This is a genomic window from Paenibacillus wynnii, from assembly GCF_030812855.1.
Classification (GTDB): Bacteria; Bacillota; Bacilli; order Paenibacillales; family Paenibacillaceae; genus Paenibacillus_AQ; species Paenibacillus_AQ wynnii_A.
In genome coordinates this window covers 258,052-280,254 of sequence record NZ_JAUSTK010000002.1, presented here as the reverse complement: position 1 = coordinate 280,254, position 22,203 = coordinate 258,052, and the positions used below count along the sequence as shown (strand labels likewise).

Here is a 22,203-nt window from a genome sequence, read left to right as displayed (position 1 = left end):
AACATTCACCGTAGTTACGGAGGCACCGGACATAAATGTAATAATCTTTAATCTATTCACACTTTGGCGATTAATCAAAGGGAGGAACCATCATGGCAGATCTGAGTATTAATCTCGCAGGAATCAAGTCACCCAATCCATTCTGGCTGGCATCAGCGCCGCCTACCAATACAGGGTATCAGGTGCAGCGGGCGTTCGAGGCTGGTTGGGGAGGCGCGGTCTGGAAGACGCTTGGCGATCCGATTATTAACACCTCCTCCCGTTTCGCCGCCGTACATTTCAATGGGCAGCGGGTAGCCGGATTCAACAACATTGAATTAATCACCGATCGGCCGCTGGAAGTAAATCTGAAGGAAATCTATGAAACGAAAAAAAGATTCCCGAATCATGCAGTTATCGCTTCCCTGATGGTTGAGCCCACACAGAAGGCATGGCATGAGATTGTCAAAAGAGTCGAAGCTATCGGTGTCGACGGCCTGGAGCTTAACTTCGGTTGTCCGCACGGAATGGCAGAGCGGGGAATGGGCGCGGCCTCCGGGCAGCAGCCCGATCTCGTGCTGGCACAGACCTCATGGGTGAAGGAAGTCGCAACCACACCTGTTATTGTGAAGCTGACGCCTAATATTACGGACATTACCGTTGTTGCCCGCCATGCCGTTAAGGGAGGCGCGGACGCGATCAGTATGATTAATACGATCAACAGTCTCGCAGGGGTGGATATTCACAGCTGGAACACGATCCCGCATGTCGGCGGACAAGGTGCGCATGGAGGATACTGCGGCCCGGCGGTGAAGCCGATTGCCCTGAGCATGGTAGCCGAATGTGCCCGTGACCTGAACGTTGGCGTACCGATTTCTGGTATTGGCGGAATCTCCACTTGGCAGGATGTTGTTGAATTTATGCTCATGGGCGCTACCGGCATTCAAGTATGTACCGCTGTGATGCATCACGGCTTCCGGATCGTGGAGGAAATGATTGACGGCCTGAATAACTATTTAGATGAAAAAGGTTTGGCCTCCGTCACTGAGCTGATTGGTAAATCGGTATCCAGATATTCTAACTGGGGAGATTTGGATCTCAACTATAAGGTTGTCGCTCGGATTAACGAGGAGAATTGCATCAACTGTAATAAATGCCACATTGCGTGCGAGGATGCTTCGCATCAATGTATCGATATGTTGACCAACGCGGAGGGCAAGGCGATTTTGCAGGTGCGGGAAGAAGATTGTGTCGGTTGTAATCTCTGTTCTATCGTGTGTCCGGCAGATGGGGCTATTGATATGGTTCCGCTGGAAAGCGGATTGGCACCTATGACCTGGAATGAGCGGCAAAAAGTGATCAGTACATTGAACGGCTCCTATTCGGAAGCGGAGGTTGTGTAATCATGAAAAAGATCATTAAAAACGGAACCATTGTTACCGCGGCAGATACCTATATGGGAGATGTTGTTCTGGAGGATGGAATTATTACGGCGATTGGCTTGAATCTGGAAGCAGAGGGTGCAGAAATCATTGATGCGGCGGGCTGTTACGTATTTCCTGGCGGGATTGATCCGCATACTCACTTGGATATGCCTTTTGGCGGGACCATTACGGCTGATGATTTTGAGACGGGTACAATAGCTGCTGCTTTCGGTGGAACGACAACTGTAATTGATTTCTGCTTAACCGCCAAAGGAAAACCGCTGCAGGAGGCCGTGGATACGTGGCACCGTAAATCCGAGGATAAGGCCGTCATCGATTACAGCTTCCACCTGATGGTGTCCGAATTGAACGACACGGTACTGGGCGAGCTGCCGCAAATTATTGAGAGCGAAGGCATTACCTCCCTGAAGGTGTTCATGGCCTATAAGAATGTTCTTCAAGTAGATGACGGCACATTGTTCAAGACCCTGCAGACTGCCAAAAAAGAAGGTGCGCTTGTGATGGTGCATGCCGAAAATGGGGATGTAATTGATCATCTAGTGGAGCAGGCTTTGGCCGCAGGGAATACAGACCCGATCTACCATGCTTTGACTCGTCCGCCGGAGTTGGAAGGCGAGGCTACCGGCCGAGCGGCCTATTTAACGGAACTGGCTGATTCCCAGCTGTACGTAGTGCATGTTACCTGTGCCGAAGCGGTATGGAAAATTGCTGAAGCCCGTAAAAAAGGGCTGCGTATTTACGGTGAGACCTGTCCGCAATATTTGGTGCTTGATCAGACAGCGCTTGAGAAACCTAATTTCGAAGGTGCAAAATATGTATGGTCACCTCCGCTGCGTGAACAGTGGAATCAGGAGGTTCTATGGGATGCGCTGTGGAGTGGCAGCTTGCAAACCATAGGCTCCGACCAATGCTCATTCAATTTTAAAGGGCAGAAGGATTTGGGTCTGGGTGATTTCTCCAAAATCCCGAACGGCGGCCCTACCATTGAAGACCGATTTAGTATTTTGTATTCGGAGGGTGTCCTGAAGGGCCGGATTTCCCTGAACAAATTCGTAGATATCATCTCTACCTCCAGCGCAAAGCTGTTCGGATTATTTCCGCAAAAAGGTACGATTGCCGTAGGCAGTGATGCCGATCTAGTGATCTTTGATCCCAATGTGGAAAGAACCATTTCGGCGGATACGCATCATATGAATGTGGACTACAACGCTTTTGAAGGTTTTGAGATTAAAGGGGAACCGGTATCCGTCCTTAGCCGGGGCGAGTTTGTTATCCGCGACAAGACATTTGTCGGGAAAGTCGGAGCCGGGAAATACCTGCACCGGAAACGGTTTGAAGCCTCGGCCCCCCGCCCGCTAAAGACTAAAGTCAGAGAAGGGGTGGTCTGATGGCAGCCTATGAGGAGTTTGCGAAGGAGCAGCAGGCGATTGACGAGCTTCTTTTCAAAGGCTACTCTATTGCCGGCATCCAAGAAGACTTGGACGGTGCTAAAGTGAAGTTTGTTAGGGGAGAGCCGGCTAAGAGCAATGTAGAGCTTGTCTTGTTGACGGCGGATGCCCGGAAGTATGTAACGACCCTTGTTTTTGCAAATCAAAAGACAGTGGTGCTGTAAGAAAGAGACGTAACCATAAGGCTGCGGGGGAGAATCCCCGAGCCTTATTTGAGTTCGCCAGCTCTAAATAAACCATGTTGTTTATACAGGTTTGTCTTGTTATGTCTTTCTGCTTAAATATTCTGTACGGAGGATAGACATAATCAGCAGCGATTCGAAGCCTTTCTCGACCTTTACACAATCCCTCAACATGCCCTCAAAAATAAAACCCGCTCCCTCATATACATGACGCGCTCTTTCGTTATGATCCTTAACATCCAGCCAAAGCCGATGAGTTGCCGTGTTCTGGAAGATCCAATCCGAGAGGAGACGCAACGTCAATTTTCCGTAGCCGAGCCCTTTGGACTCAATGACAATACGTTTAATACATACTGCAAAATTGGGGTCCAGAAGGCCGGTAACGATGACGTAACCTGTTAGCTCTCCTAGTGCGTCAATAATAATGAGATGCAGCATATCCAAGTCGTGAAGTGCGGCTCGGTGTTCTTCTTTGGACCATTGACCGATAAAGGCACAATTATGTTGTGCTTGCTCTGCGGCTAATACGAACTCCAGGTCCTCCTCCGTTGTTTTCCTCAGTTGGAGTGATTCTGAATGAATCATTGATTCCTTTCCCTCTCTCTCATATGATTTCCATAAATTATATTACAAGAATATCATCAGGGTCATCCATCTACTGTAGAATCGGGAGAACACTACTTTATGTGAGATACTGGTATGATATAATAAAGAATCTTACACCCTATCCAAGAATGAGGACAAGCCATGGACACTACCAATCAACCCCCGAAACCGCCGCATAAAGCAACAATCGCAGATGTGGCCAAGGCAGCGGGTGTTTCCAAAACAACGATATCGCGCTACTTAAGCGGAGATTATAAATCTATTTCCAGCGCCACACTGATTAGAATCAAAGAAACCGTGTCAGAACTTCGCTACCGGCCAAACCGGATGGCAAGAGGACTTAGGCAGGACCGGAGCTATTCCATTGGGATGATTTTTGCGGACATTTCAAATCCATATTCCACTTCCGTACTTAGAGGTGCCGAGGATGTATGTACTAATCAGGGCTACAGCATGATTGTATGCAATACCGATAACGACCCGATCAAAGAAAAGAATTATATCGCCATGATGCAGGCTCACCGTATTGATGGCTTAATCATCCATCCGACCGGCCATAACAAGGAAATTCTGGAGGAAATGGCTGAAGACCAAATCCCTATCGTATTCATAGACCGAACTATCCAAGGGCTGAGTTATGACACCGTTGGAACAGATAATTACAATGCGATGTCCGAGGCGGCACGATTTTTTCTGGGACAGGGTTATGAAAGAATCGGTTTTTTCTCCCAGCCCTTTCAGAATGTCAGCTCGCGTTATGAACGGTACCAGGCTTTTATTGAGGTTCTTGGAGAAGCCGGCCATCCTAGCATAAATGACATCTATGAATTCGAAATCCGGAACCAGGATCAGTTCGAGGCGAAGTTGGATCAGTTTCTCGCCGAATCGGCTGACAAATCCCGTATGCTGTTCGCCGCCAATGCAGTCACACAGCTGAAATTGATTAATGCCCTGCAGAAGAGAGGGCTGCGCATACCTGATGATATTGGGATTTCGGGCTTTGACGATTCGGAATGGGCCCCCGTAATTGGTGCAGGTCTCACAACCATCGAACAACCTACCTATGAAATCGGACAAAAAGCGATGGAGAGGGTCTTGGAGCGTATCGGAGGCGACAAAAGTCCGGAGAGTCATCTTGCGTTGTCTGCGAACTTAATCATAAGAGGATCAACTCCTTCTAGAAATTAATAAATCTTGTGAACACTCTTGACGGAGAGCGTGTCTATATTGTATCTTTATGCCAATGAAACCGATTCCGTAAAACGGTTCCATTAACCATCAATTTTGCGCAAATTGATTTGTAATTCATCTGAAGTCGCCCTTGTAACTGGAAGGCGGCTTCCCTTTAACTCTTTTATGGTACCGATTCCGTTAATCGGTACCAGTTAGCGCTTTCATCAAATAGTCACCGTTATTTTGGTCATTAAAAGGAGAAATACTAATGGTTCAGGTTTTTACCACTACGGCGTCCCTCGGACCGCTGGCTGTTCAGCAGGGACAGGAATTTTGTATTCCGGTAGCCAAGGCTGCTGGATGCGCTGGAATTGAAATTCGAAGAGAGCTGTTTCAAGAAAACCCTTGTTTATCCGCTCTAGACCAACAAATTAAATCAGAGCGGCTCGTGAGTGTCTATTCAGCTCCGGTAGAGTTATGGAATGTTGATGGAACGCTGAATGTGGAAAGTCTGGATATCATCATTCCCGAAGCCCTTGCTATTGGGGCAATTTGGATCAAAACCTCGCTCGGGCACTATCTGCCTGGAACGTCTGATCTGACTGGCTTGGAGCATTACTGGGCAAATCGTGTTCCTGTAGAAAGCGCTTTAAAGTTGACTGTTGAAAATGATCAAACGCCTCATGGAGGCAATGTACGTAAGCTCCAGCGATTTTTTGAGGATTGCCATCAAGCGGGATTACGGATCTGTATGACCTTTGATGTCGGCAATTGGCACTGGACCGGAGAGGAAGGGCTGCAAGCTGCCGCTGCACTGGCAGGTAATGTCGGATATATTCACCTGAAGCATGTGGAGACGGTTAACGGAAAGCTCGTTACCTTAGGTCTTCCGGAAGAAGCTAACAGCTTATGGCGGAATATTCTTGCCCTTCTTCCTCAGGACGTACCTCGGACCATTGAGTTCCCGGTCGAAGGAGAGGACCTGACCCAAGCCCTGCAGCAGTACGTAGCGATGATAGCGGAAGCATAAGGAGGATTGTGTATGAAGGCATGCGATGTTGTAACATTCGGCGAGGCAATGGCTATGTTCATTGCCGATCGCCCCGGTGAGCTGCATCACATTGAGCAGTTTACTAAGGCGTTGGCCGGAGCGGAAACGAATGTTTCCACCGGTTTGGCCAGATTGGGCTTTAATATGCGGTGGATCAGCAAAGTAGGGGATGACTCGTTCGGGAAGTTTATCATTGAGGCCCTGCGCAAAGAAAACGTTGATGTAGAGGCTGTTCTCACAGACAAACGATACCCAACGGGCTTTCAATTGAAATCAAAGGTCGTAAATGGCGATCCTCAGGTCCAGTATTTCCGGAAAGGATCTGCTGCGAGCACGATTTGCCCCGCCGATGTTGATCCGACAGCTTTTACAAGCGCCAAGCATCTTCATCTGACCGGAATTCCGGCGGCGGTCTCAGCAAGCGCGAGGGAGCTGGCTTATGAGGCTCTTAGACTTATGAGAGTAGCAAACCGGACCATTTCGTTTGATGTCAATCTGCGGCCAAAGCTGTGGAGCAGTCAAGCGGAGATGGTGGAAGTCGTCAACTCCATGGCCTGCCAAGCAGACTGGGTTCTGCCAGGAGAAGGGGAAGGCAAAATATTAACAGGCTACTCCGAGCCAAGGGACATTGCGGCTTATTATCTAGAGCAGGGTGCCAAGCTTGTAACGGTAAAATTAGGGCCGGAAGGCGCATATTATCGTACTCCGACCGAAGAAGGTGTTGTCGAAGGCTTCTGCGTTCAGGTTGTGGATACAGTCGGAGCCGGGGATGGTTTTGCGGTCGGATTGATCAGCGGTTTATTGGACGGTCTGCCGGTTAAAGAGGCGGTTCGCCGCGGGAATGCCATCGGAGCCTTAGCTGTGACGGCAGCGGGTGACGCGGAAGGTCTGCCGACCCGCGCCCAATTGGAAGCGTTTATGATAGCATCCTGTATCCATTAATAAGGGGAGAAAATAACATGGAAATTAAAAAACTGGCACCCAGCCGGTGGCTAAAAATCATTCCTTTGGTCTTTATCACTTACAGCTTGGCCTATCTGGACCGGGCAAATTACAGCTTTGGCGCAGCATCGGGCTTGGCCAAAGACTTAAATATTACTGCAGCATCTTCTTCCTTACTGGGAGCGCTGTTTTTTCTGGGCTACTTTTTCTTCCAAATCCCCGGAGCAACCTACGCCGCCAATAAAAGCGCGAAAAAGCTGGTGTTCTGGTGTTTGATTCTGTGGGGAATGTGTGCAGCCGCAACCGGGATGGTAACCGATATCAAATTCCTATATATAATACGCTTTACACTTGGCGTAGTGGAAAGCGCGGTTATGCCGGCAATGCTGATATTTTTAAGCAACTGGTTTACAAAAGGAGAACGTTCCCGGGCCAATACATTTTTAATCCTGGGTAACCCGGTGACCGTATTATGGATGTCCATCGTATCCGGATACTTGGTAAACGGTGTAGGCTGGCGCATGATGTTTATTATTGAAGGTCTGCCTTCGATTATCTGGGCATTTTTCTGGTGGAAGCTAGTTAAGGATAAGCCGAAAGATGCTAAGTGGCTGTCTGAAAATGATAAGAAAGAAGTAGAGAAAGCGCTCCTAGACGAACAACAAGGCATAAAGGAAGTTAAAAATTACCGCGAAGCGTTCAAAAACCCGAAGGTAATCATGCTTTCCATTCAATACTTCTTCTGGAGCATCGGTGTTTATGGATTTGTTATGTGGCTCCCGTCAATTATCAAGAACGCTGGAAACACGGGGATCGTAGCAGCAGGTTGGCTTTCTGCCGTACCGTATCTGCTCGCCGTAATTATGATGCTGTCCGTTTCCTATTATGCTGACCGTACTATGAACCGCAAAGGCGTAGTCTGGATTTGTCTTCTTATCGGTGCTATCTGCTTCTACGGCTCCTACCTGATTGGACCGTCGAATTTCTGGTTGTCCTACGCTCTTCTGGTCGTTGCAGGCGGAGCTATGTATGCCCCGTATGGCCCTTTCTTTGCCATTATTCCAGAGCTTCTGCCGCGCAACGTTGCCGGCGGTGCAATGGCACTTATTAACAGCTTCGGTGCACTCGGTTCTTTTGTCGGGTCCTACATCGTCGGTTATCTGAACGGTTCCACAGGTTCTCCTGATGCATCGTATATGTTCATGTCGTTAGCTTTGGTCGCATCCGTTATTATGACCCTTGTGGTCAAGACTCCGTCCAGCAAGGTGCCGGACAATAAAATAGCGGCTTAATTTTACAAAAACAAAAACAGGCTCCGGGGAGCGCAAGCTAAACCGGAGCCCTAGATAAATAGAGCAGTACAGGAGGGAGTTACCTATGAGTAACCGTATTTCTACGATATCACCTTTTACAAGAGCCATATTGAAGGCGCATCTCTGTTCCTGCGGGGTGGATTATTCCAAAATGGATAAGCCCGTTATCGCTGTTGCAAATTCCTGGAACGAAATCGTTCCGGGACATGTTCATTTACGCCAGCTGGCTGACCGGGTTAAAGCCGGGATTGAAGCCGCCGGAGGATTAGCCCTGGAGTTTAACACGATTGCGGTTTGCGACGGTATCGCCCAAGGGCATTCGGGAATGAAATATTCGCTGCCGAGCCGTGAAACTGTGGCCGACAGCGTAGAAATAATGGTGAAGGCCCATGGTATTTTTGATGGAATGGTAGTTTTAAGCTCCTGTGACAAAATTGTCCCAGGCATGTTGATGGCAGCTGCCCGTCTCAATCTACCCGGTTTGGTCGTTTTGGGCGGAGTAATGCCGAATCATATTAAGCCAAAAGAATCTAAGGCGGCAAGAAGGCAATTCCTGGATGGAGAATTGGACGAGAAAGGTTTAGTCGAAATCACCAATCAGTACTATCCCGGACCTGGAGCCTGCCCGTTCCTCGGCACGGCTAACACGATGCAGGGGCTATCCGAAGCCTTGGGCATGGCTATGCCGAGCACATCCTGGATGCAGGCCTTGTCCGATGAACAATTGGATGCTGCAGAGGAAGCGGGACGGCAGGCGGTAGCTTTGGTGAAGCAGGGATTGACACCGAAGGAAATTATGACGCCTGAAGCTTTTGAGAACGCCATTTCCGTGCTGCTCGCCATGGGGGGATCTCTGAATGCGTGTCTGCATCTTCCTGCAATCGCTCATGAATTGGGGATTGATCTTCCGATGTCCCTGTTTGACGAAATCAGCCGCCGAGTTCCCTTCCTAGCGGGAGTCACTCCTAATAATAATGAATACACCACCAATGATCTGCAGCGTGCCGGAGGAATGCCTGCTTTGATGAAGGAGTTGGGTGCTCATCTGCATACGGGTGTTATGACTGTTACCGGCAACTCCGTCGGGGTTAATATCGCGGATGCCATTGTATTGGACCGTGAGATTATCCGCACACTGGATCAGCCGATTGACAAGGAAGGCGGAGTGGCTGTCCTGAAGGGAAATCTGGCACTTGACGGTGCCCTGATCAAACAATCGGCTGTTGCTCCAGAGCTGAGAAGCTTTACGGGACCGGCCAAAGTATTCAATTCTGAAGAGGCATTCTCGGATGCCTACGAAGCTGGACTTATTGAAGAAGGAGATGCAGTTATCATCCGCTATGAGGGACCGAAAGGCGGACCGGGCATGCGTGAGCTTCACCGGTGCACGGAAATCCTCGGCAAGTTCAAACGCGCCGCTCTAATAACGGACGGCCGCTTCTCAGGAGCTACTTCCGGCTTGTCTATTGGCTACGCCAGCCCTGAAGCGGCCGAAGGCGGAACCATTGCACTGGTTATGGATGGGGACCGGATAGAAATCGATGTACCTTCCCGCAAGCTTCATCTTCACGTATCGGAAGAAGAATTGGTCAAGCGTACGAAGAAGCTGGAACATATCAAACGCGAAGCGAGCAAGTATCTGCGCCTGTATGCGGAGCATGCTTCTTCAGCTGCGCGTGGCGGAATCCGTATCTTTAAGGAGGATTTTTAATTATGCCAAAAGTAGTTGCTCTGCCACGTTCGTTCTCCCGTTCGGAAGAAGCCAAGGACCTGCTTACTCAGGCAGGGTTTGAAATTATCTGGAATTCTGAGGGCCGACCTTTAAATGAGTCGGAGCTCCTGATAGCTATTAAAGGCGCCGATGCGCTGATTACCGGCATCGACGAAGTGACCGGGAAGGTGCTGGAGGCCGGAGCTCCGACCTTGAAAATAGTCGCAAAATACGGCGTCGGCTACGATAACATTGATGTGGCGGAGGCTGATCGGCTGGGCATTCCGGTGACTATTACACCGGGAGCTCCGACCCGTTCGGTTGCGGAGCTGGCTTTAAGTCTGATGCTAAGTGTTGCACGCCATATCCCGCAGATGAATGCCGGAGTAAAAAGCGGCGGTTGGGATCGCATTACCGGCACAGAGCTTGGAGGGAAGGTATTGGGAGTGGTTGGGCTGGGTGCTATCGGTGCTGAGGTTGTGAAACGGGCGGCAGCGTTTGATATGCAGATCATTGCATATGACGCTTATGCCCGTCAGGATCTTATCGACCAATACGGCGTCAACTATGTAACTCTCCCTGAGCTGTATGCTCAGTCGGATATTATTACCCTGCACGCTCCCTCTCTTCCCGAGACGATAGGGATGATCAATAAGGATTCTCTGGCACAAATGAAGAAGACGGCTTACCTGATTAATACTGCCCGGGGCGATCTGGTCGTCGAAGAAGATTTATACGAAGCCTTGTCCAAAGGTCAAATAGCGGGAGCAGGTCTGGATACCTTTATTCAAGAGCCTCCGATAACTCTCAATATCGTCGGTTTGCCTAATGTCGTAACCTCTCCTCACGTTGGTTCCAACACCGTAGAGGCCGGTTACCGTATGGCCCGGATGGCTGCGGAGGAAGTGATTAGAGTACTATCCGGAGAACAGCCGAAGTTTCCGGTCAAGAAATAGCCTATTTTAAAGTGCAAAGGGGAACAGGAAATGAATAAGCTTAGAGTTATTCGCCAAATCCATGAGGAGGGCGTCGTAGCTGTTCTTCGCGGAGACTCTCCCGAAGAAGTGGTGGAGATGGCGGAGCAAGCTATAGCGGGCGGGATTAGAATTATTGAAGTAACTATGACAGTTCCATTTGCCCTCAGAGCGATAGAAAAGCTGGCTTCTGTTTATTCCAGCACTTCACAGGATCCACAAAAGTATGCTGTTATTGGAGCGGGAACGGTGCTTGATCCCGAAACAGCCCGTGCCGCCATTTTGAGCGGGTCAGAATTTGTTGTTGGTCCCTCCCTTAATCCCGAAACGGTTAAGCTGTGCAACCGGTACCGTATTCCGGTGATGCCCGGCGTTATGACGGCCAAGGAAATTCAGGAAGCCCTGGAGCTCGGCGTTGATGTGGTGAAACTGTTCCCGGGGAATTTGTATTCACCGTCCATGATCCGTGCTATTAAAGGGCCTTTGCCCCAAGCCAACATTATGCCGACAGGCGGAGTGAACCTGGACAATCTTAAGGATTGGGTAAAGGCGGGTGCCTTTGCTGTCGGAATCGGCTCGGATTTAACGTCCGAGGCTGTCCGCTTACAAGATTACACATTGATCGCCAAAAAATCGGCCGAATATGTAGAGGCCTTCAGATTATCCATCAGTTAAGGTAGAGATCAGTAAACTACATGATATCCCCTCACGGCAGACAGTGAAAAGAGTTCATTGACGATGAATTCAGGAGCTATCGATCGGAGGGGATTTTTATTGTGCTATAAAAGACAGAACGCTAATCATGTATAATAGGGATGTTAAGATTAATAGATAGGTGAGGAGTACGCCGATTTTATGGGAACACTGGATATTATGTCATGGCTGACAGAGGATAAATTGCTATATATGCTGGAACAATATCGATCGCTCGGGTCGATTCCCGGTATAGGGTTGGCCTTTATGAAATCATTCGTGCCGCCGCTCCCAACAATCGGCATTGTAGGATTGAACGCAGCAGTATATGGATTATGGCTCGGTTTTTTATACTCTTGGATTGGACTGGTTACCGGTTGTGTAACTACTTTCCTGGTCATACGTAAAATCGCTTCCCACCGGTACTTAAAGAAATGGGCGAAACGGCCCAAGGTGGCAAAAAGTATGATTTGGGTCCGGCAGAGCGGTTTCAGCTATGTCTTTTTGCTTAGTCTTTTTCCGGTAGGACCTTTCGTAGTTATTAATATGGCTGCGGGGCTGGCGGGTATGAGGCTGCGCTCTTATCTCATTGCGTTATGTGCGGGCAAGGCCATAATGGTATTCGCTGTGTCGTATATAGGGAATGATGTAGAACGGTTTATCCGTCATCCGTGGGAAGTGATATATGTGCTGCTGTTTATCGGATTGTCACTGTGGGGCGTCAAGGCGATAGAGGCGCAATTTGCCAAAGCGGCACGGCGGAACGGGAAGGGTAATGTATAGTGTTGTTAATGGCTATAATTTATACCACAACAATCTGAGGAGGTCTCGCATGAAGTTTCGCAAGCTGGGCAGTACAGGGATAGATGTATCAGTGATTGGTTTAGGAACATGGCAGTTTGGCGGAGAGTGGGGCAAGGATTTCACTCAAGCTGAAGTGGATGCCATGCTTGATAAGGCGGGTGAACTCGGAATTAATCTGTTAGATACAGCAGAATGCTACGGTGATCACTTGTCTGAGAAGTTTATCGGGAGCTATCTGGCCCGCCGCAAGCGGGAGGATTGGATTGTGGCGACGAAGTTCGGTCATCACTTTACAGGTCATCTGGAGCGGGAGCAGCTATGGAACGCGGATGATGTATTGAAGCAGCTGGATGATTCCCTGCGTGCGCTCCAGAGTGAATATGTGGATCTGTATCAATTCCACTCCGGAACGGATAACGATTTCAATAATGACAAGCTATGGAGCATGCTGGACAGACAAGTTCAAGCAGGCAAAATCCGCCATCTGGGCATTTCCATCAGCGCCTCCAACCAAGGAGTGTATCAGACGTCTTCTGCACCGGGAGTGCAGGCAGAGGTTATACAGGTTGTATACAACAGGCTTGATCGTAAGCCGGAGGAACACATTTTCCCGCTATGCCTGGAACATCATTTGGGTGTGTTGGCACGCGTTCCGCTGGCCAGCGGGTATTTAAGCGGCAAATATAAGCCGGATGCGATCTTCCAGCCGGGTGATGTTCGGGCTAACCATAATGAGGAGACAAGAAACAAACAGTTGAAGGAAGTAGGAGAGATCGCTGCCAATGAAGTACCGCGTGATATTCCTATGGCACAGTGGGCGCTGGCATGGTGCCTGCAGAACCCGGCTGTGACCAGTGTAATTCCGGGCTGTAAAAATGTAGAGCAGGTGGTCTCCAATGCAGAGGCCGCTAAACTGGATATGGTGAAAGCAGACTCTCGCTAAGCAGATGGATTAGTTTACAAGGCTCCACACTTCGTGGGGCTATTTTTTTGAGCATTATCTCCGCCCCAGCGGCTCGTTTCCACGAATTCTAATGTACTTTAACACTATAATCGGCCCAAGTAGCTCGTTTCCACGAGTTCTAATGTACTTTTACACTATAATCTGCCCAAGTGGCTCGTTTCCACGAGTTCTAATGTACTTTTACACTATAATCTGCCCAAGTGGCTCGTTTCCACGAATTCTAATGTACTTTTACACTATAATCGGCCCAAGTGGCTCGTTTCCGCCCATTCTAATGTACTTTTACACTATAATCGGCCCAAGTAGCTCGTTTCCGCCCATTCTAATGTACTTTTACACTATAATCTGCCCAAGTGGCTCGTTTCCGCCCATTCTAATGTACTTTTACACTATATTCCGCCCAAGTGGCTCGTTTCCACGAATTCTAATGTACTTTTACACTATAATCGGCCCAAGTTGCTCGTTTCCACGAATTCTAATGTACTTTTACACTATATTCCGCCCAAGTGGCTCGTTTCCTATATCGTAAAAAGATTGCGAATTTTGACCTCAGACTGCTTCACGGCACTGTTGTGCTCCCAGCTATTAGTTATGGGATTATATAGGTAGTCCCTTTGCCATTCCTTGATGTGGTGTGCAATTGATCTTACGGCAGCTACAATCGTATAAACTTCCAGATCCGTCATGATCGGGTGAAGGGAAATGCGGACCCAGCCTGGTCTTTCCGACTGATCGCCAGTATTCAGAGTCTCTGAAATCTGAGAGGACAGCTTCTTGCTGATTCCGAGCAGATAGTGACCATAAGGACCGGCGCAAGCGCAGCCTCCGCGGGCTTGAATCCCGAAACGGTCATTGAGCAGCTGGACAATGAGGTTGTAATGAATGTTCTTTATCGTAAAAGAAACGATGCCCAGGCGCCGGGTATGGTCGCCTGCCAAGACTACCAAGCCGGGTATAGTATCCAGACCTTGAAGCAGCTTCTCGCATAGCTCCCGTTCCCGAACCCTCATATATTCCACTTTCATAGTTTCCTTCAGATTAAGACACAGAGCTGTTCGAAAGGCTGGCAAGAATCCAGGTGTTCCCCCGTCCTCACGGGCTTCAATATCCCTTGTATAACATCTTCCGCCCCAAGGATTTACCCATACGACTGTTCCTCCTCCCGGCTCATCAGGGAAACGGCGGTTGTACAGCTCAGCATCGAATATTAGGATTCCGCCTGTGCCGGGGCCTCCCAGGAATTTGTGGGGAGAGAAAAAGATGGCATCCAGCTTCTCCGATGGGGATGGAGGATGCATGTCTATATCTGTATAAGGAGCACTGGCGGCACAATCTACAAAACAATACCCCCCATGCTTGTGCATAACGGCAGCGAGCTTATGATAGGGTGTTTCTATACCGGTTACATTGGAGCAAGCGGTAAAGCTTCCAATCTTCCAACGCCGATTGCGATAGAGATGAAGGATATCGTCAAGCTGTCTCGGGTCGATACTGCCATCTTCTCCCGGAGGCACAACAATCAACTCCCCGATACTCTCCTGCCACGGCAGAATATTGGAATGATGCTCCATATGGCTGATAAAAATAACCGGTCGATCCTCCGGCGCTATCATCATTTGTTCCTGAAGCCAGTCTGGTTTATTCAGACCGAGTATCCGCTGAAGCTTATTGATGGCTCCTGTTGTGCCGTAACCGCAGAACAGCAGCGCATCATCCGCTGTGGCATGGACATGCCTTTTAATTATGCTGCGGGCTTCGTTGTAGGCTAGAGTCATGGTAAGTCCGGTAGTATTAGATTCAGTATGCGGGTTAGCAACATAGGGGCCAAAGGTCTCCAAGAGACGGCGTTCGATAGGCTCATACAGACGACCGCTTGCGGTCCAGTCGGCGTACAGCAAGGGCTGTCTACCATACGGGGTGGTGATCTGGTGTCTTATGCCAATAGTATGTTCACGAAAAGTCCTGAAATGCTCTTGCAGCGAAGTCGGCGTCTCTGTAGAAGAAGCGGGAATAATACTTAGCATGGGACAATCCCTCCAGCCAGCAGTTTCTCCGAGAAACGGTGCCATCCCTAAAAGGACGGCGCAGCCGTTTCTTCTTGGCCTCAGTATATGCCTGCTTGAGGGAATAGGTTAATGCCCATATTGGCTAAATAAACAGCTGCATATCGCTTTCCAGAGCGTCCTTCAAGTAGGCGGAGGCCTCGATGATCTCTACCTCAGGTAGCAGTTCCTCCGGCTTGAAGCCCATGATTTCTACAGAGAGCTTGCAGGCATAGAATTTGATCTTTTTTTTGCGTGCACCTTTTAGAAAATGAATCAGCTTTGGCGCTCCTTGATCCTCGATCATCTCCTCCAGCATCACCCGTCCAAGACCGCTGAAATTCATGCGTGAGAGTGGCAAATGCTCCGGTCCCTTTGGGGTAACCACGTCCATAATCTTTTCGTAGATGGTTTTGTCCGCAAGCGTCATCGTCTCAGGATCACGAATCAGGAACAGTCCCCAGAAGGCAAAGAACATCGAAACCTCCACATCGATATCTCTAGCTGCATTCGCCAGAATTAACCCTGCCATGGCCTTGTCATATTCACCGCTAAACATTAGTAGATTGAGCTTTTTACCCATTGGTCGCCTCCGTTAAATCTGGAATGACCTTAGTATGGATCCGCTCTGTAGAAGGTATTCATTGAACTGTAATAGGAGGGTATTTGCCCGAGTCTTTATCACAAACAAAAAAGCCCCCTATCCGGAGGCTTATTCGTGTGAGCAATTAACACTATGCTGTACTATTCTAGTTTGTCGTCTTTGGTCTGTTCTGGATCCAACGGACGAAGGAGGTCGTAGTGACGGGCCGCAAGCCATACGCTGCTAGTGAACAGCACGATAAGTCCCAATATAATCGCAAACCGCCAATCGCCAGCTTTAAAATTCAGCTGCAGGACTGTTAGCACCAAGGCTACCTGCGTCCAAACGAGAGTTCTCTTGCGCAACGCTCCAATATCACCAGCCATCGTAGGCATGCCACGGATGATACGGTAAGCAAGAATTGCAAGAATCAGAGCAAAAATGGCCGTCCCCAACAGCTCGGAAGTCGTAAATATATTCATCTTTTTCAAAGTCCTTTCTTGGGTTCCCTAGGATTATATAATTGTAGTATAGCCCATTATCGGAATAGCTTGCGAATTTCATCGGCAGGCAGCGGCTTGTAGAAGAAGAATCCCTGAATATGATGACATTCATGCTCTATGAGGAAATCAGCCTGCTCCTGGGTTTCCACACCTTCAGCAATCAGCTCATATCCCAACTGGGAAGCCACCAGAGCGATCGATTTGATAATCGTTTCATCAATAGTGCTGACACCAATTCCAGTAATAAAAGTTCGATCGATCTTGATTTTATTGACCGGGAAATGCTTTAAATAATTCAGTGAAGAATATTTTGTACCGAAGTCATCGATTGACACGACAATGCCGCGGTCACGCATCAGCTGCAAGAGCGGATAATGTTCTTCCAGAAGAGCTGTGCTCTCCGTAATTTCAAACTCCAGGATATCGGTCCCCAAGTGGTATTGATCCAGAAGGGAGAATAAATTCTCAATCAAATTACGATGGTAGAACCAGCTGTTCGAGATATTGATGGAGGTTCGCAGCAGCTTCATATTGTCTTCCCGCCATTGGCACAGCTGTCTGCATACTTCTCGAATGACCCAGTCAGTAAGCTGAATCATCAGTCCGGCCTCTTCAACGGCACCAATAAAATGACCGGGTCCAAGCAAACCCTTCTCAGGGTGATTCCAACGGATAAGCGCTTCTAGACCCGTGATTTCCCCGGTAACAGCATTAACCTGAGGTTGATAATGGAGAACGAACTCATTATTCGCTAGAGCAGATCGCAGGTTTTTGGCAATCATTGTCTTTTTACTAAGCTTCTCTCTTAAGTCTTGATTGAACAGGAAATAGTCAGGTCCATCCATCATTTTTGCTTGGTACATTGACATATCCGCAAATTTCAATAAGTCTTCTATGTTCATAGAATGCTCTGGATATAGTGAGACACCAATACTTGTCGATAAGTTCAGCTGGGTTCCGGCCATGTAAAGTGTTGCGGAGATGAGTGACCTAATTTGATCGACGACCACAGAGATTTGATCACGCGGTAAATCTCCGAACAGCATTACAAATTCATCCCCGCCTGTACGGGCAAACATTCGAAACGGTAGATTTCCGCCCACGATCCGTTTGGCCAAAGTCTTAATGACCTGATCACCTGCTGAATGTCCCAGTGTATCGTTAATTTCCTTAAATTTATTCAAATCCAGGAATAAAAGAGTATAGGTCTGAGTAGGTTTTGCGCTTTGAAGCAGCCGATCAAATTCGTCCATGAAGTACCGTCGATTTGGAATCTCAGTCAGACTGTCGTAATAGGCAAGCTTCTCATACAGACGTTCGGATACACGCAGATCGCGGGTGCGAATACTGACTATGCGCTCAAGCTCCCTATTGAACCGCCTTTGATGCCATGTTATGTACAATATGAAAGCGATGATTATAAGGAAGGCGAAGTCGATGAAAAGGATGTCCCGCAGTGCTGACCATTTCTTTTGCGGATCCAGCGTGAGACCCATTAACCATTCCTGGTTATAGAGTTTGATAGGAACCGTTATTATTCTGCCTGACTTGCTGTGCTCATTACCGAATAGATAGGTGCCATCTTCCTTAGTAACAAAAACGTCAGTGTCCTTCAAGAGGAATTGATTCACAATGTCATCAATACGCAGAGTTACAGAGACTATACCGCTAAAGGTATCACCATCGTACAAGGCTTGCCGGATAATCATGCCATTATTGCCTTGAGCAAGGGTTCGCGGACCATCAACGGTTATTGTGCGTGATCGAATGGTTTCTTGAATCATTCCCGGTGTGGATAAAGAGGACTCCAGAAGCAAACTCTTATTTTGAATCGCAGTGTTGCCTAAAAGGGGATAAAGGTAATTAATAATGCCATTCGGTGCTACTATAATGTTCATTACGTGTTTGGAATTGTTGTAGGCCATAGCTAAATAGCGGTTGATAACCATGGGGTCAGCTTCAAAGCCAACCGTTTGGATGAAAGAACTGACACCTTTTACAATCGATACTCTCTCTTCAATATTCGATGTTAGCATGATTGCCTGTGAGGACAAATCGGATTTCAGGGCTTGGTATTCCCGTTCCACCGATAAGGTATAGTAGTAGAATAAAGAGATCTGTAGAACGACTAAGAAGCCGAGGATGATCGTTAAAGGCTTTTTATTAATGAAAGCCATAAATTGCCTCCGATATGCGAAATTCAACATTATTTACTGAAACTAAGGGAACGTTTCCCACGCCGCGAGAAAAATGTCGAGAATTGTCGTAGGTGTCTCTATAGCATGTCATTTTTATAGCCATTGCGCAAGAAAAATCATGATAATAATTCTTTGGAAAATAAAAAAAGGATAGACGGGTATCGCCCCGTTCGGGCGATTACTCGTAAATCCGTTTATCTGAAATATAAGAGTATTAATATTTCGGAAAAGCGGATATACCGCCTTAGGGTAACCCAAGCATTACTTGGGCTAAGGCAGTAAACCTGCTGATACTTCTCAGCCTATTTCTTGAATATACGAAGCGGAGCCCCGACAGGTAAGAAAGTGCGTCCGAAATGAGCGTTTAGTACAGATGCACCGCAGCCATAAAGTGAAACAATACCAATGGCAAGCTCGGAGATGGCAGCAAGCTTATGGAAGGCTTCAGCAGCGATTCCAAAGGAGTCGAACATGAGTCCAAGAAACAGGAAGTCGATCAATATGAAAATGATGAGCAGTACCTTGTTGGTTTCTACGGCACCGATCGTCATAAACAACGTGAAGACCAAATAGCCAAGGAAAGCGAAGCCAAGTTGCTTAGGGTCTACAGCTTCAGCCAATACGGTACCGAATACACCTAGCTTGATTAGCCAACTGCCGGCCATGCTGAACCAGAAGAATGCATAGGCACCGAAGGCCGTCATACCAAATGTATTATTGTGCTTTGCATCCTGGATGGACGCAAACAGTTGGGCAAATGCTCCAAGAAAAACTGCCCAAGGGAGAACAAAACTAAGGCCTGATGTAATTTCAAGTTTCTGAGATGAGGCAACGAGGGTAACAATAGCCAGTCCGAGTAGACCGATTGCACTTGGGTCGGCGGTGACTATTTTGACTGATTGAGTGGATTGAGATTGTGCTGACATGTAAGAAAAGCCTCCAATATTTATAGAAATGTTCGCTCAAAATAACAGCACCCAAGGGGGCGCTGTTATTAAGCCTGCCTATCATATCATATCGTTAATAAATTGCCTATAACCTACTATCATTATTTGTCGTAAAATGGAGTATCTTGTGACAAAAAGGAAATAATTTCTGATGCATTTAGCGGTTTGCTAATATAATACCCTTGCAGCTCGTCACTACCCAAACTAAGCAGCATATCAAATTGTAACTTCAGCTCGATACCCTCAGATACGACCAGCAGACCGAGATTATGACTAAGCTCTATGATTGCTTTAACCAAGGTATCATCAGACTGTGAATGGGTGATCTCAGATATGAAGGAGCGGTCGATCTTGATTACATCTACAGGGAAGCGTCGCAGGTAACTTAATGACGAGAACCCTGTACCGAAATCATCCAGTGAAATCCGGAAGCCGTGTTCTCGAAGCTTCTGCAGGGAGGTGAAGAAGCTGTCACCTGACATGAGTACGCTTTCAGTGATTTCGAGCTCCAGGCTGAAAGGAGTAAGGCCATTATTCTTCACTGCCTCTAATAATTCATTCAGGAGGTACGGCTGCATTAACTGCATAGCGGAAATGTTAACAGCGGCTCTTAATGAAAGGCCCTGATCATTAAAGCTGCGCAGATCCCGGCAAACCTGCTGGAATACCCATCTTCCTATGTTAACGATCGAACCGTTCGTTTCAGCCAGTGGGATGAATTCGGAGGGAGGGATAGCGCCATAGGTCGGACTGCTCCAACGCAGCAATGCCTCAACCTTCCTAATTCCCAACTCTCCTGCTGAAAGTATAGGCTGGTAATGAACCTCTAACTCCTGGTTATCTATTGCCGATAATAGCTGCTGTCTTAGGACTTTTTTCCGGCGAACGCTTTCTTCGAGTATATCTGAATATTGGAAGAAGTTGTTCCGGCCGGTTTCCTTTACGTGAAACATGGCTAGATCGGCTTGCTTGACCAGAAATTCGGCATCCTTTCCATTCTCAGGATACACGCTTACACCAATGCTGGCTGTACTGTATAGAAGTTGTCCATGAATTTTATGGGGGGCTGATAAAGCCTCCTGAATTTTTTGTAGATGAAATGTAATATCATCCTTCTTGCGGATGTCGGCTAACAGTATGGTAAACTCATCGCCGCCTAATCGAGAGGTCAAGTTGGAGTCGCCCACAGCACATGTTATGCGTCTAGAAATTTCCTTCAGAATAGCATCACCATAATCATGACCCCAAGTATCGTTAACTGTCTTGAAATTGTCAATATCAATGAACAGCAGCGCAATTTGCGAATTATTCTGCTTGGCTTTCTCTATCTCCTCACTTAGCCTTGTGAAAAATAAGGTTCGATTAGGTAGCTGGGTAAGAGGATCAAGCTTAGCTTGCAGTTGAAGACTCTCTTGAGCAGACTGTAAAGAAGAGATCATAGCATTGAACTCATGCTCTATATCACTGAATTCATCTTTTGCGGTGCTGACAATTCGAATGGACAAATCCTGACTGCTGCTAATCGAGCGTATTTTTCTATTTAATGACGCCATGCGTTGTAGAATGGATCGGTTTACATAGATAACAATGGCGATGCTCGTTATTAAGGTGATCGAGAAGAAAACCAGTCGGAAGCTTCGAATAGATTGCAGACCGCTCTGATAAATTTCCCTGGGTTGGTCTATGGTCAGAACAATGCCTGGGTTCCCGAATACGTCGGCAATGTGAGTATGTATAGTTAGAAGATGCTCAGTCCGAGAGGAAGTCCATGTCGTTTGCCCCTTACTTTCCTCTAGAAGACCCGGGGTGACAGGGGTTAACTTGATGCCGAGAGGGCTCAGTCGGCCGATTCGCTTAATTTCATCATCGTCAATCATTCTTCCGGCAATGGCAATTCCCTGCATGGTCCCCGTATTATTGCTTTTGACAATAGGTAAGTAGGTAATCAACATCGGACCTTCATCTAGGAGAACAATTCCCGAAATACTGTCCCAAGTAGGGTTCGTTGCAGGGGGATCACTTCTGATTTGGGAAAAAAGTCTGTAATACTCAGCCGGCAGCGGAGAAACATTGTCATCCTGACTACTATTGTAGGTGCCGCCATATACAGTATCGCCATACTTGTTTAATAACGCGATCATATGGAAGTTGTTAGTTTCATATGTGGTTTTGTCATAATTACTTAAAATATAGGGTTGCTGTGCGTGATCAACCTTGGGTGAAGCTGTAGTTACAAATTGGTAGGTATCATCCCACATCGAATAATTAACGAGACTCGTCTTCATCATTTGTAATTCATCATTGTAGGAAGCGACAATATCATGCAAGGTGTTGTGCAGATTGGCCTCATCCAGCTTGTCAAATCGATTGAGTAGAATAAGTTGTACGAATAAATAAGTCACTCCAAGTCCGACCAAGGAGACACAAGTGATAAATAGGGCTATTTTTTTACGTAATTTCATAGGGACCCCTTATAGTAACTTGAGATATTTGGAAGTTTTTCACTATTAGTGTAGCATGATTATGGCTATTTTGGCAGCGTAATTCCTCCCGAAAAAGCGGAATTTGTTGTATAATGTTAATGATAATTATTATCATATAATAATAAAAGGAGATAAGCGAGGAAATGATGGGACAGATGTGGA

General features: G+C 47.5%; 19 protein-coding genes. 12 read left to right on the top strand and 7 right to left on the bottom strand.

Features of this window, described 5'->3' with window-relative positions:
• Nucleotides 1–92: 92 nt before the first annotated feature.
• From preA to J2T20_RS03175, 3 genes are read left to right on the top strand one after another with little or no spacing between them, the layout of a single operon-like run.
• Nucleotides 93–1,382: an NAD-dependent dihydropyrimidine dehydrogenase subunit PreA gene (gene preA / locus J2T20_RS03185; protein ID WP_307585493.1), complete on the top strand. Its 1,290-nt coding sequence runs from the start codon at nt 93–95 to the stop codon at nt 1,380–1,382.
• Nucleotides 1,383–1,384: 2 nt separating this feature from the next.
• The gene (gene hydA, locus J2T20_RS03180) at nt 1,385–2,812 is read left to right on the top strand and encodes a dihydropyrimidinase (protein ID WP_307585491.1); all 1,428 of its coding nucleotides are present in this window, start codon (nt 1,385–1,387) and stop codon (nt 2,810–2,812) included.
• Nucleotides 2,812–3,036 carry a hypothetical protein gene (locus tag J2T20_RS03175; protein ID WP_307585489.1) on the top strand — a complete coding sequence of 75 codons (225 nt, stop codon included), beginning with the start codon at nt 2,812–2,814 and terminating at the stop codon, nt 3,034–3,036. Before hydA ends, J2T20_RS03175 begins: the two co-directional genes overlap by 1 nt.
• 99 nt (nt 3,037–3,135) lie before the next feature.
• Here the strand turns inward: J2T20_RS03175 and J2T20_RS03170 are convergent, their stop codons facing one another.
• Entirely contained in the window at nt 3,136–3,639 is a 504-nt protein-coding gene (locus J2T20_RS03170) for a GNAT family N-acetyltransferase (protein WP_307585487.1), read from the bottom strand.
• Nucleotides 3,640–3,801: 162 nt separating this feature from the next.
• On the opposite strand from J2T20_RS03170, the gene J2T20_RS03165 reads away from it, so the two are divergent.
• From J2T20_RS03165 to J2T20_RS03125, 9 genes are all read left to right on the top strand, one after another.
• The gene (locus J2T20_RS03165) at nt 3,802–4,848 is read left to right on the top strand and encodes a LacI family DNA-binding transcriptional regulator (RefSeq protein ID WP_307585485.1); all 1,047 of its coding nucleotides are present in this window, start codon (nt 3,802–3,804) and stop codon (nt 4,846–4,848) included.
• Nucleotides 4,849–5,101: 253 nt separating this feature from the next.
• Nucleotides 5,102–5,863 carry a sugar phosphate isomerase/epimerase gene (locus J2T20_RS03160; RefSeq protein WP_307585484.1) on the top strand — a complete coding sequence of 254 codons (762 nt, stop codon included), beginning with the start codon at nt 5,102–5,104 and terminating at the stop codon, nt 5,861–5,863.
• 12 nt (nt 5,864–5,875) lie between these two features.
• Nucleotides 5,876–6,826: a sugar kinase gene (locus J2T20_RS03155; protein WP_307585482.1), complete on the top strand. Its 951-nt coding sequence runs from the start codon at nt 5,876–5,878 to the stop codon at nt 6,824–6,826.
• A gap of 17 nt (nt 6,827–6,843) precedes the next feature.
• The gene (locus J2T20_RS03150; protein WP_307585480.1) at nt 6,844–8,118 is read left to right on the top strand and encodes an MFS transporter; all 1,275 of its coding nucleotides are present in this window, start codon (nt 6,844–6,846) and stop codon (nt 8,116–8,118) included.
• An 85-nt stretch (nt 8,119–8,203) separates the two neighbouring features.
• Complete coding sequence (gene ilvD / locus J2T20_RS03145; protein ID WP_307585478.1) at nt 8,204–9,850, top strand: dihydroxy-acid dehydratase; 1,647 nt, start codon at nt 8,204–8,206, stop codon at nt 9,848–9,850.
• A 2-nt stretch (nt 9,851–9,852) separates the two neighbouring features.
• Entirely contained in the window at nt 9,853–10,806 is a 954-nt protein-coding gene (locus J2T20_RS03140) for a phosphoglycerate dehydrogenase (RefSeq protein WP_307585476.1), read from the top strand.
• A 30-nt stretch (nt 10,807–10,836) separates the two neighbouring features.
• Nucleotides 10,837–11,499 carry a bifunctional 2-keto-4-hydroxyglutarate aldolase/2-keto-3-deoxy-6-phosphogluconate aldolase gene (locus J2T20_RS03135; protein WP_307585474.1) on the top strand — a complete coding sequence of 221 codons (663 nt, stop codon included), beginning with the start codon at nt 10,837–10,839 and terminating at the stop codon, nt 11,497–11,499.
• A 180-nt stretch (nt 11,500–11,679) separates the two neighbouring features.
• Entirely contained in the window at nt 11,680–12,300 is a 621-nt protein-coding gene (locus J2T20_RS03130; RefSeq protein ID WP_307585472.1) for a TVP38/TMEM64 family protein, read from the top strand.
• Nucleotides 12,301–12,349: 49 nt separating this feature from the next.
• Nucleotides 12,350–13,264, top strand: a complete 915-nt coding sequence (locus tag J2T20_RS03125) for an aldo/keto reductase (protein WP_307585471.1) — start codon at nt 12,350–12,352, stop codon at nt 13,262–13,264.
• A gap of 539 nt (nt 13,265–13,803) precedes the next feature.
• Here J2T20_RS03125 and J2T20_RS03120 read toward each other — a convergent pair.
• From J2T20_RS03120 to J2T20_RS03095, 6 genes are all read right to left on the bottom strand, one after another.
• Nucleotides 13,804–15,309, bottom strand: a complete 1,506-nt coding sequence (locus J2T20_RS03120; protein ID WP_307585469.1) for an aminotransferase class V-fold PLP-dependent enzyme — start codon at nt 15,307–15,309, stop codon at nt 13,804–13,806.
• 124 nt (nt 15,310–15,433) lie between these two features.
• Nucleotides 15,434–15,910, bottom strand: coding sequence for a DsrE/DsrF/DrsH-like family protein (locus J2T20_RS03115; RefSeq protein ID WP_307585467.1), 477 nt, complete (start codon nt 15,908–15,910; stop codon nt 15,434–15,436).
• Between the two features lie 161 nt (nt 15,911–16,071).
• The gene (locus J2T20_RS03110) at nt 16,072–16,392 is read right to left on the bottom strand and encodes a hypothetical protein (protein WP_307585466.1); all 321 of its coding nucleotides are present in this window, start codon (nt 16,390–16,392) and stop codon (nt 16,072–16,074) included.
• 56 nt (nt 16,393–16,448) lie between these two features.
• Nucleotides 16,449–18,590 (bottom strand): bifunctional diguanylate cyclase/phosphodiesterase, encoded by a 2,142-nt coding sequence (locus J2T20_RS03105; RefSeq protein WP_307585464.1) that lies wholly within the window; start codon nt 18,588–18,590, stop codon nt 16,449–16,451.
• Between the two features lie 323 nt (nt 18,591–18,913).
• A complete protein-coding gene (locus J2T20_RS03100; RefSeq protein ID WP_307585462.1) occupies nt 18,914–19,537 on the bottom strand; it encodes an acetate uptake transporter in 624 nt (207 codons plus the stop codon).
• Nucleotides 19,538–19,659: 122 nt separating this feature from the next.
• Nucleotides 19,660–22,020 (bottom strand): putative bifunctional diguanylate cyclase/phosphodiesterase, encoded by a 2,361-nt coding sequence (locus tag J2T20_RS03095; RefSeq protein ID WP_307585460.1) that lies wholly within the window; start codon nt 22,018–22,020, stop codon nt 19,660–19,662.
• Nucleotides 22,021–22,203 lie beyond the last annotated feature (183 nt).

Coding starts and splice junctions, on each gene's coding strand:
- J2T20_RS03115 (WP_307585467.1), bottom strand. CDS start 15,910: ATGGGTAAAAAGCTCAATCTACTAATGTTTAGCGGTGAATATGACAAG.
- J2T20_RS03170 (WP_307585487.1), bottom strand. CDS start 3,639: ATGATTCATTCAGAATCACTCCAACTGAGGAAAACAACGGAGGAGGAC.
- J2T20_RS03095 (WP_307585460.1), bottom strand. CDS start 22,020: ATGAAATTACGTAAAAAAATAGCCCTATTTATCACTTGTGTCTCCTTG.
- J2T20_RS03120 (WP_307585469.1), bottom strand. CDS start 15,309: ATGCTAAGTATTATTCCCGCTTCTTCTACAGAGACGCCGACTTCGCTG.
- J2T20_RS03160 (WP_307585484.1), top strand. CDS start 5,102: ATGGTTCAGGTTTTTACCACTACGGCGTCCCTCGGACCGCTGGCTGTT.
- preA (WP_307585493.1), top strand. CDS start 93: ATGGCAGATCTGAGTATTAATCTCGCAGGAATCAAGTCACCCAATCCA.
- J2T20_RS03130 (WP_307585472.1), top strand. CDS start 11,680: ATGGGAACACTGGATATTATGTCATGGCTGACAGAGGATAAATTGCTA.
- ilvD (WP_307585478.1), top strand. CDS start 8,204: ATGAGTAACCGTATTTCTACGATATCACCTTTTACAAGAGCCATATTG.
- J2T20_RS03150 (WP_307585480.1), top strand. CDS start 6,844: ATGGAAATTAAAAAACTGGCACCCAGCCGGTGGCTAAAAATCATTCCT.
- J2T20_RS03110 (WP_307585466.1), bottom strand. CDS start 16,392: ATGAATATATTTACGACTTCCGAGCTGTTGGGGACGGCCATTTTTGCT.
- hydA (WP_307585491.1), top strand. CDS start 1,385: ATGAAAAAGATCATTAAAAACGGAACCATTGTTACCGCGGCAGATACC.
- J2T20_RS03100 (WP_307585462.1), bottom strand. CDS start 19,537: ATGTCAGCACAATCTCAATCCACTCAATCAGTCAAAATAGTCACCGCC.
- J2T20_RS03140 (WP_307585476.1), top strand. CDS start 9,853: ATGCCAAAAGTAGTTGCTCTGCCACGTTCGTTCTCCCGTTCGGAAGAA.
- J2T20_RS03135 (WP_307585474.1), top strand. CDS start 10,837: ATGAATAAGCTTAGAGTTATTCGCCAAATCCATGAGGAGGGCGTCGTA.
- J2T20_RS03165 (WP_307585485.1), top strand. CDS start 3,802: ATGGACACTACCAATCAACCCCCGAAACCGCCGCATAAAGCAACAATC.
- J2T20_RS03105 (WP_307585464.1), bottom strand. CDS start 18,590: ATGGCTTTCATTAATAAAAAGCCTTTAACGATCATCCTCGGCTTCTTA.
- J2T20_RS03175 (WP_307585489.1), top strand. CDS start 2,812: ATGGCAGCCTATGAGGAGTTTGCGAAGGAGCAGCAGGCGATTGACGAG.
- J2T20_RS03155 (WP_307585482.1), top strand. CDS start 5,876: ATGAAGGCATGCGATGTTGTAACATTCGGCGAGGCAATGGCTATGTTC.
- J2T20_RS03125 (WP_307585471.1), top strand. CDS start 12,350: ATGAAGTTTCGCAAGCTGGGCAGTACAGGGATAGATGTATCAGTGATT.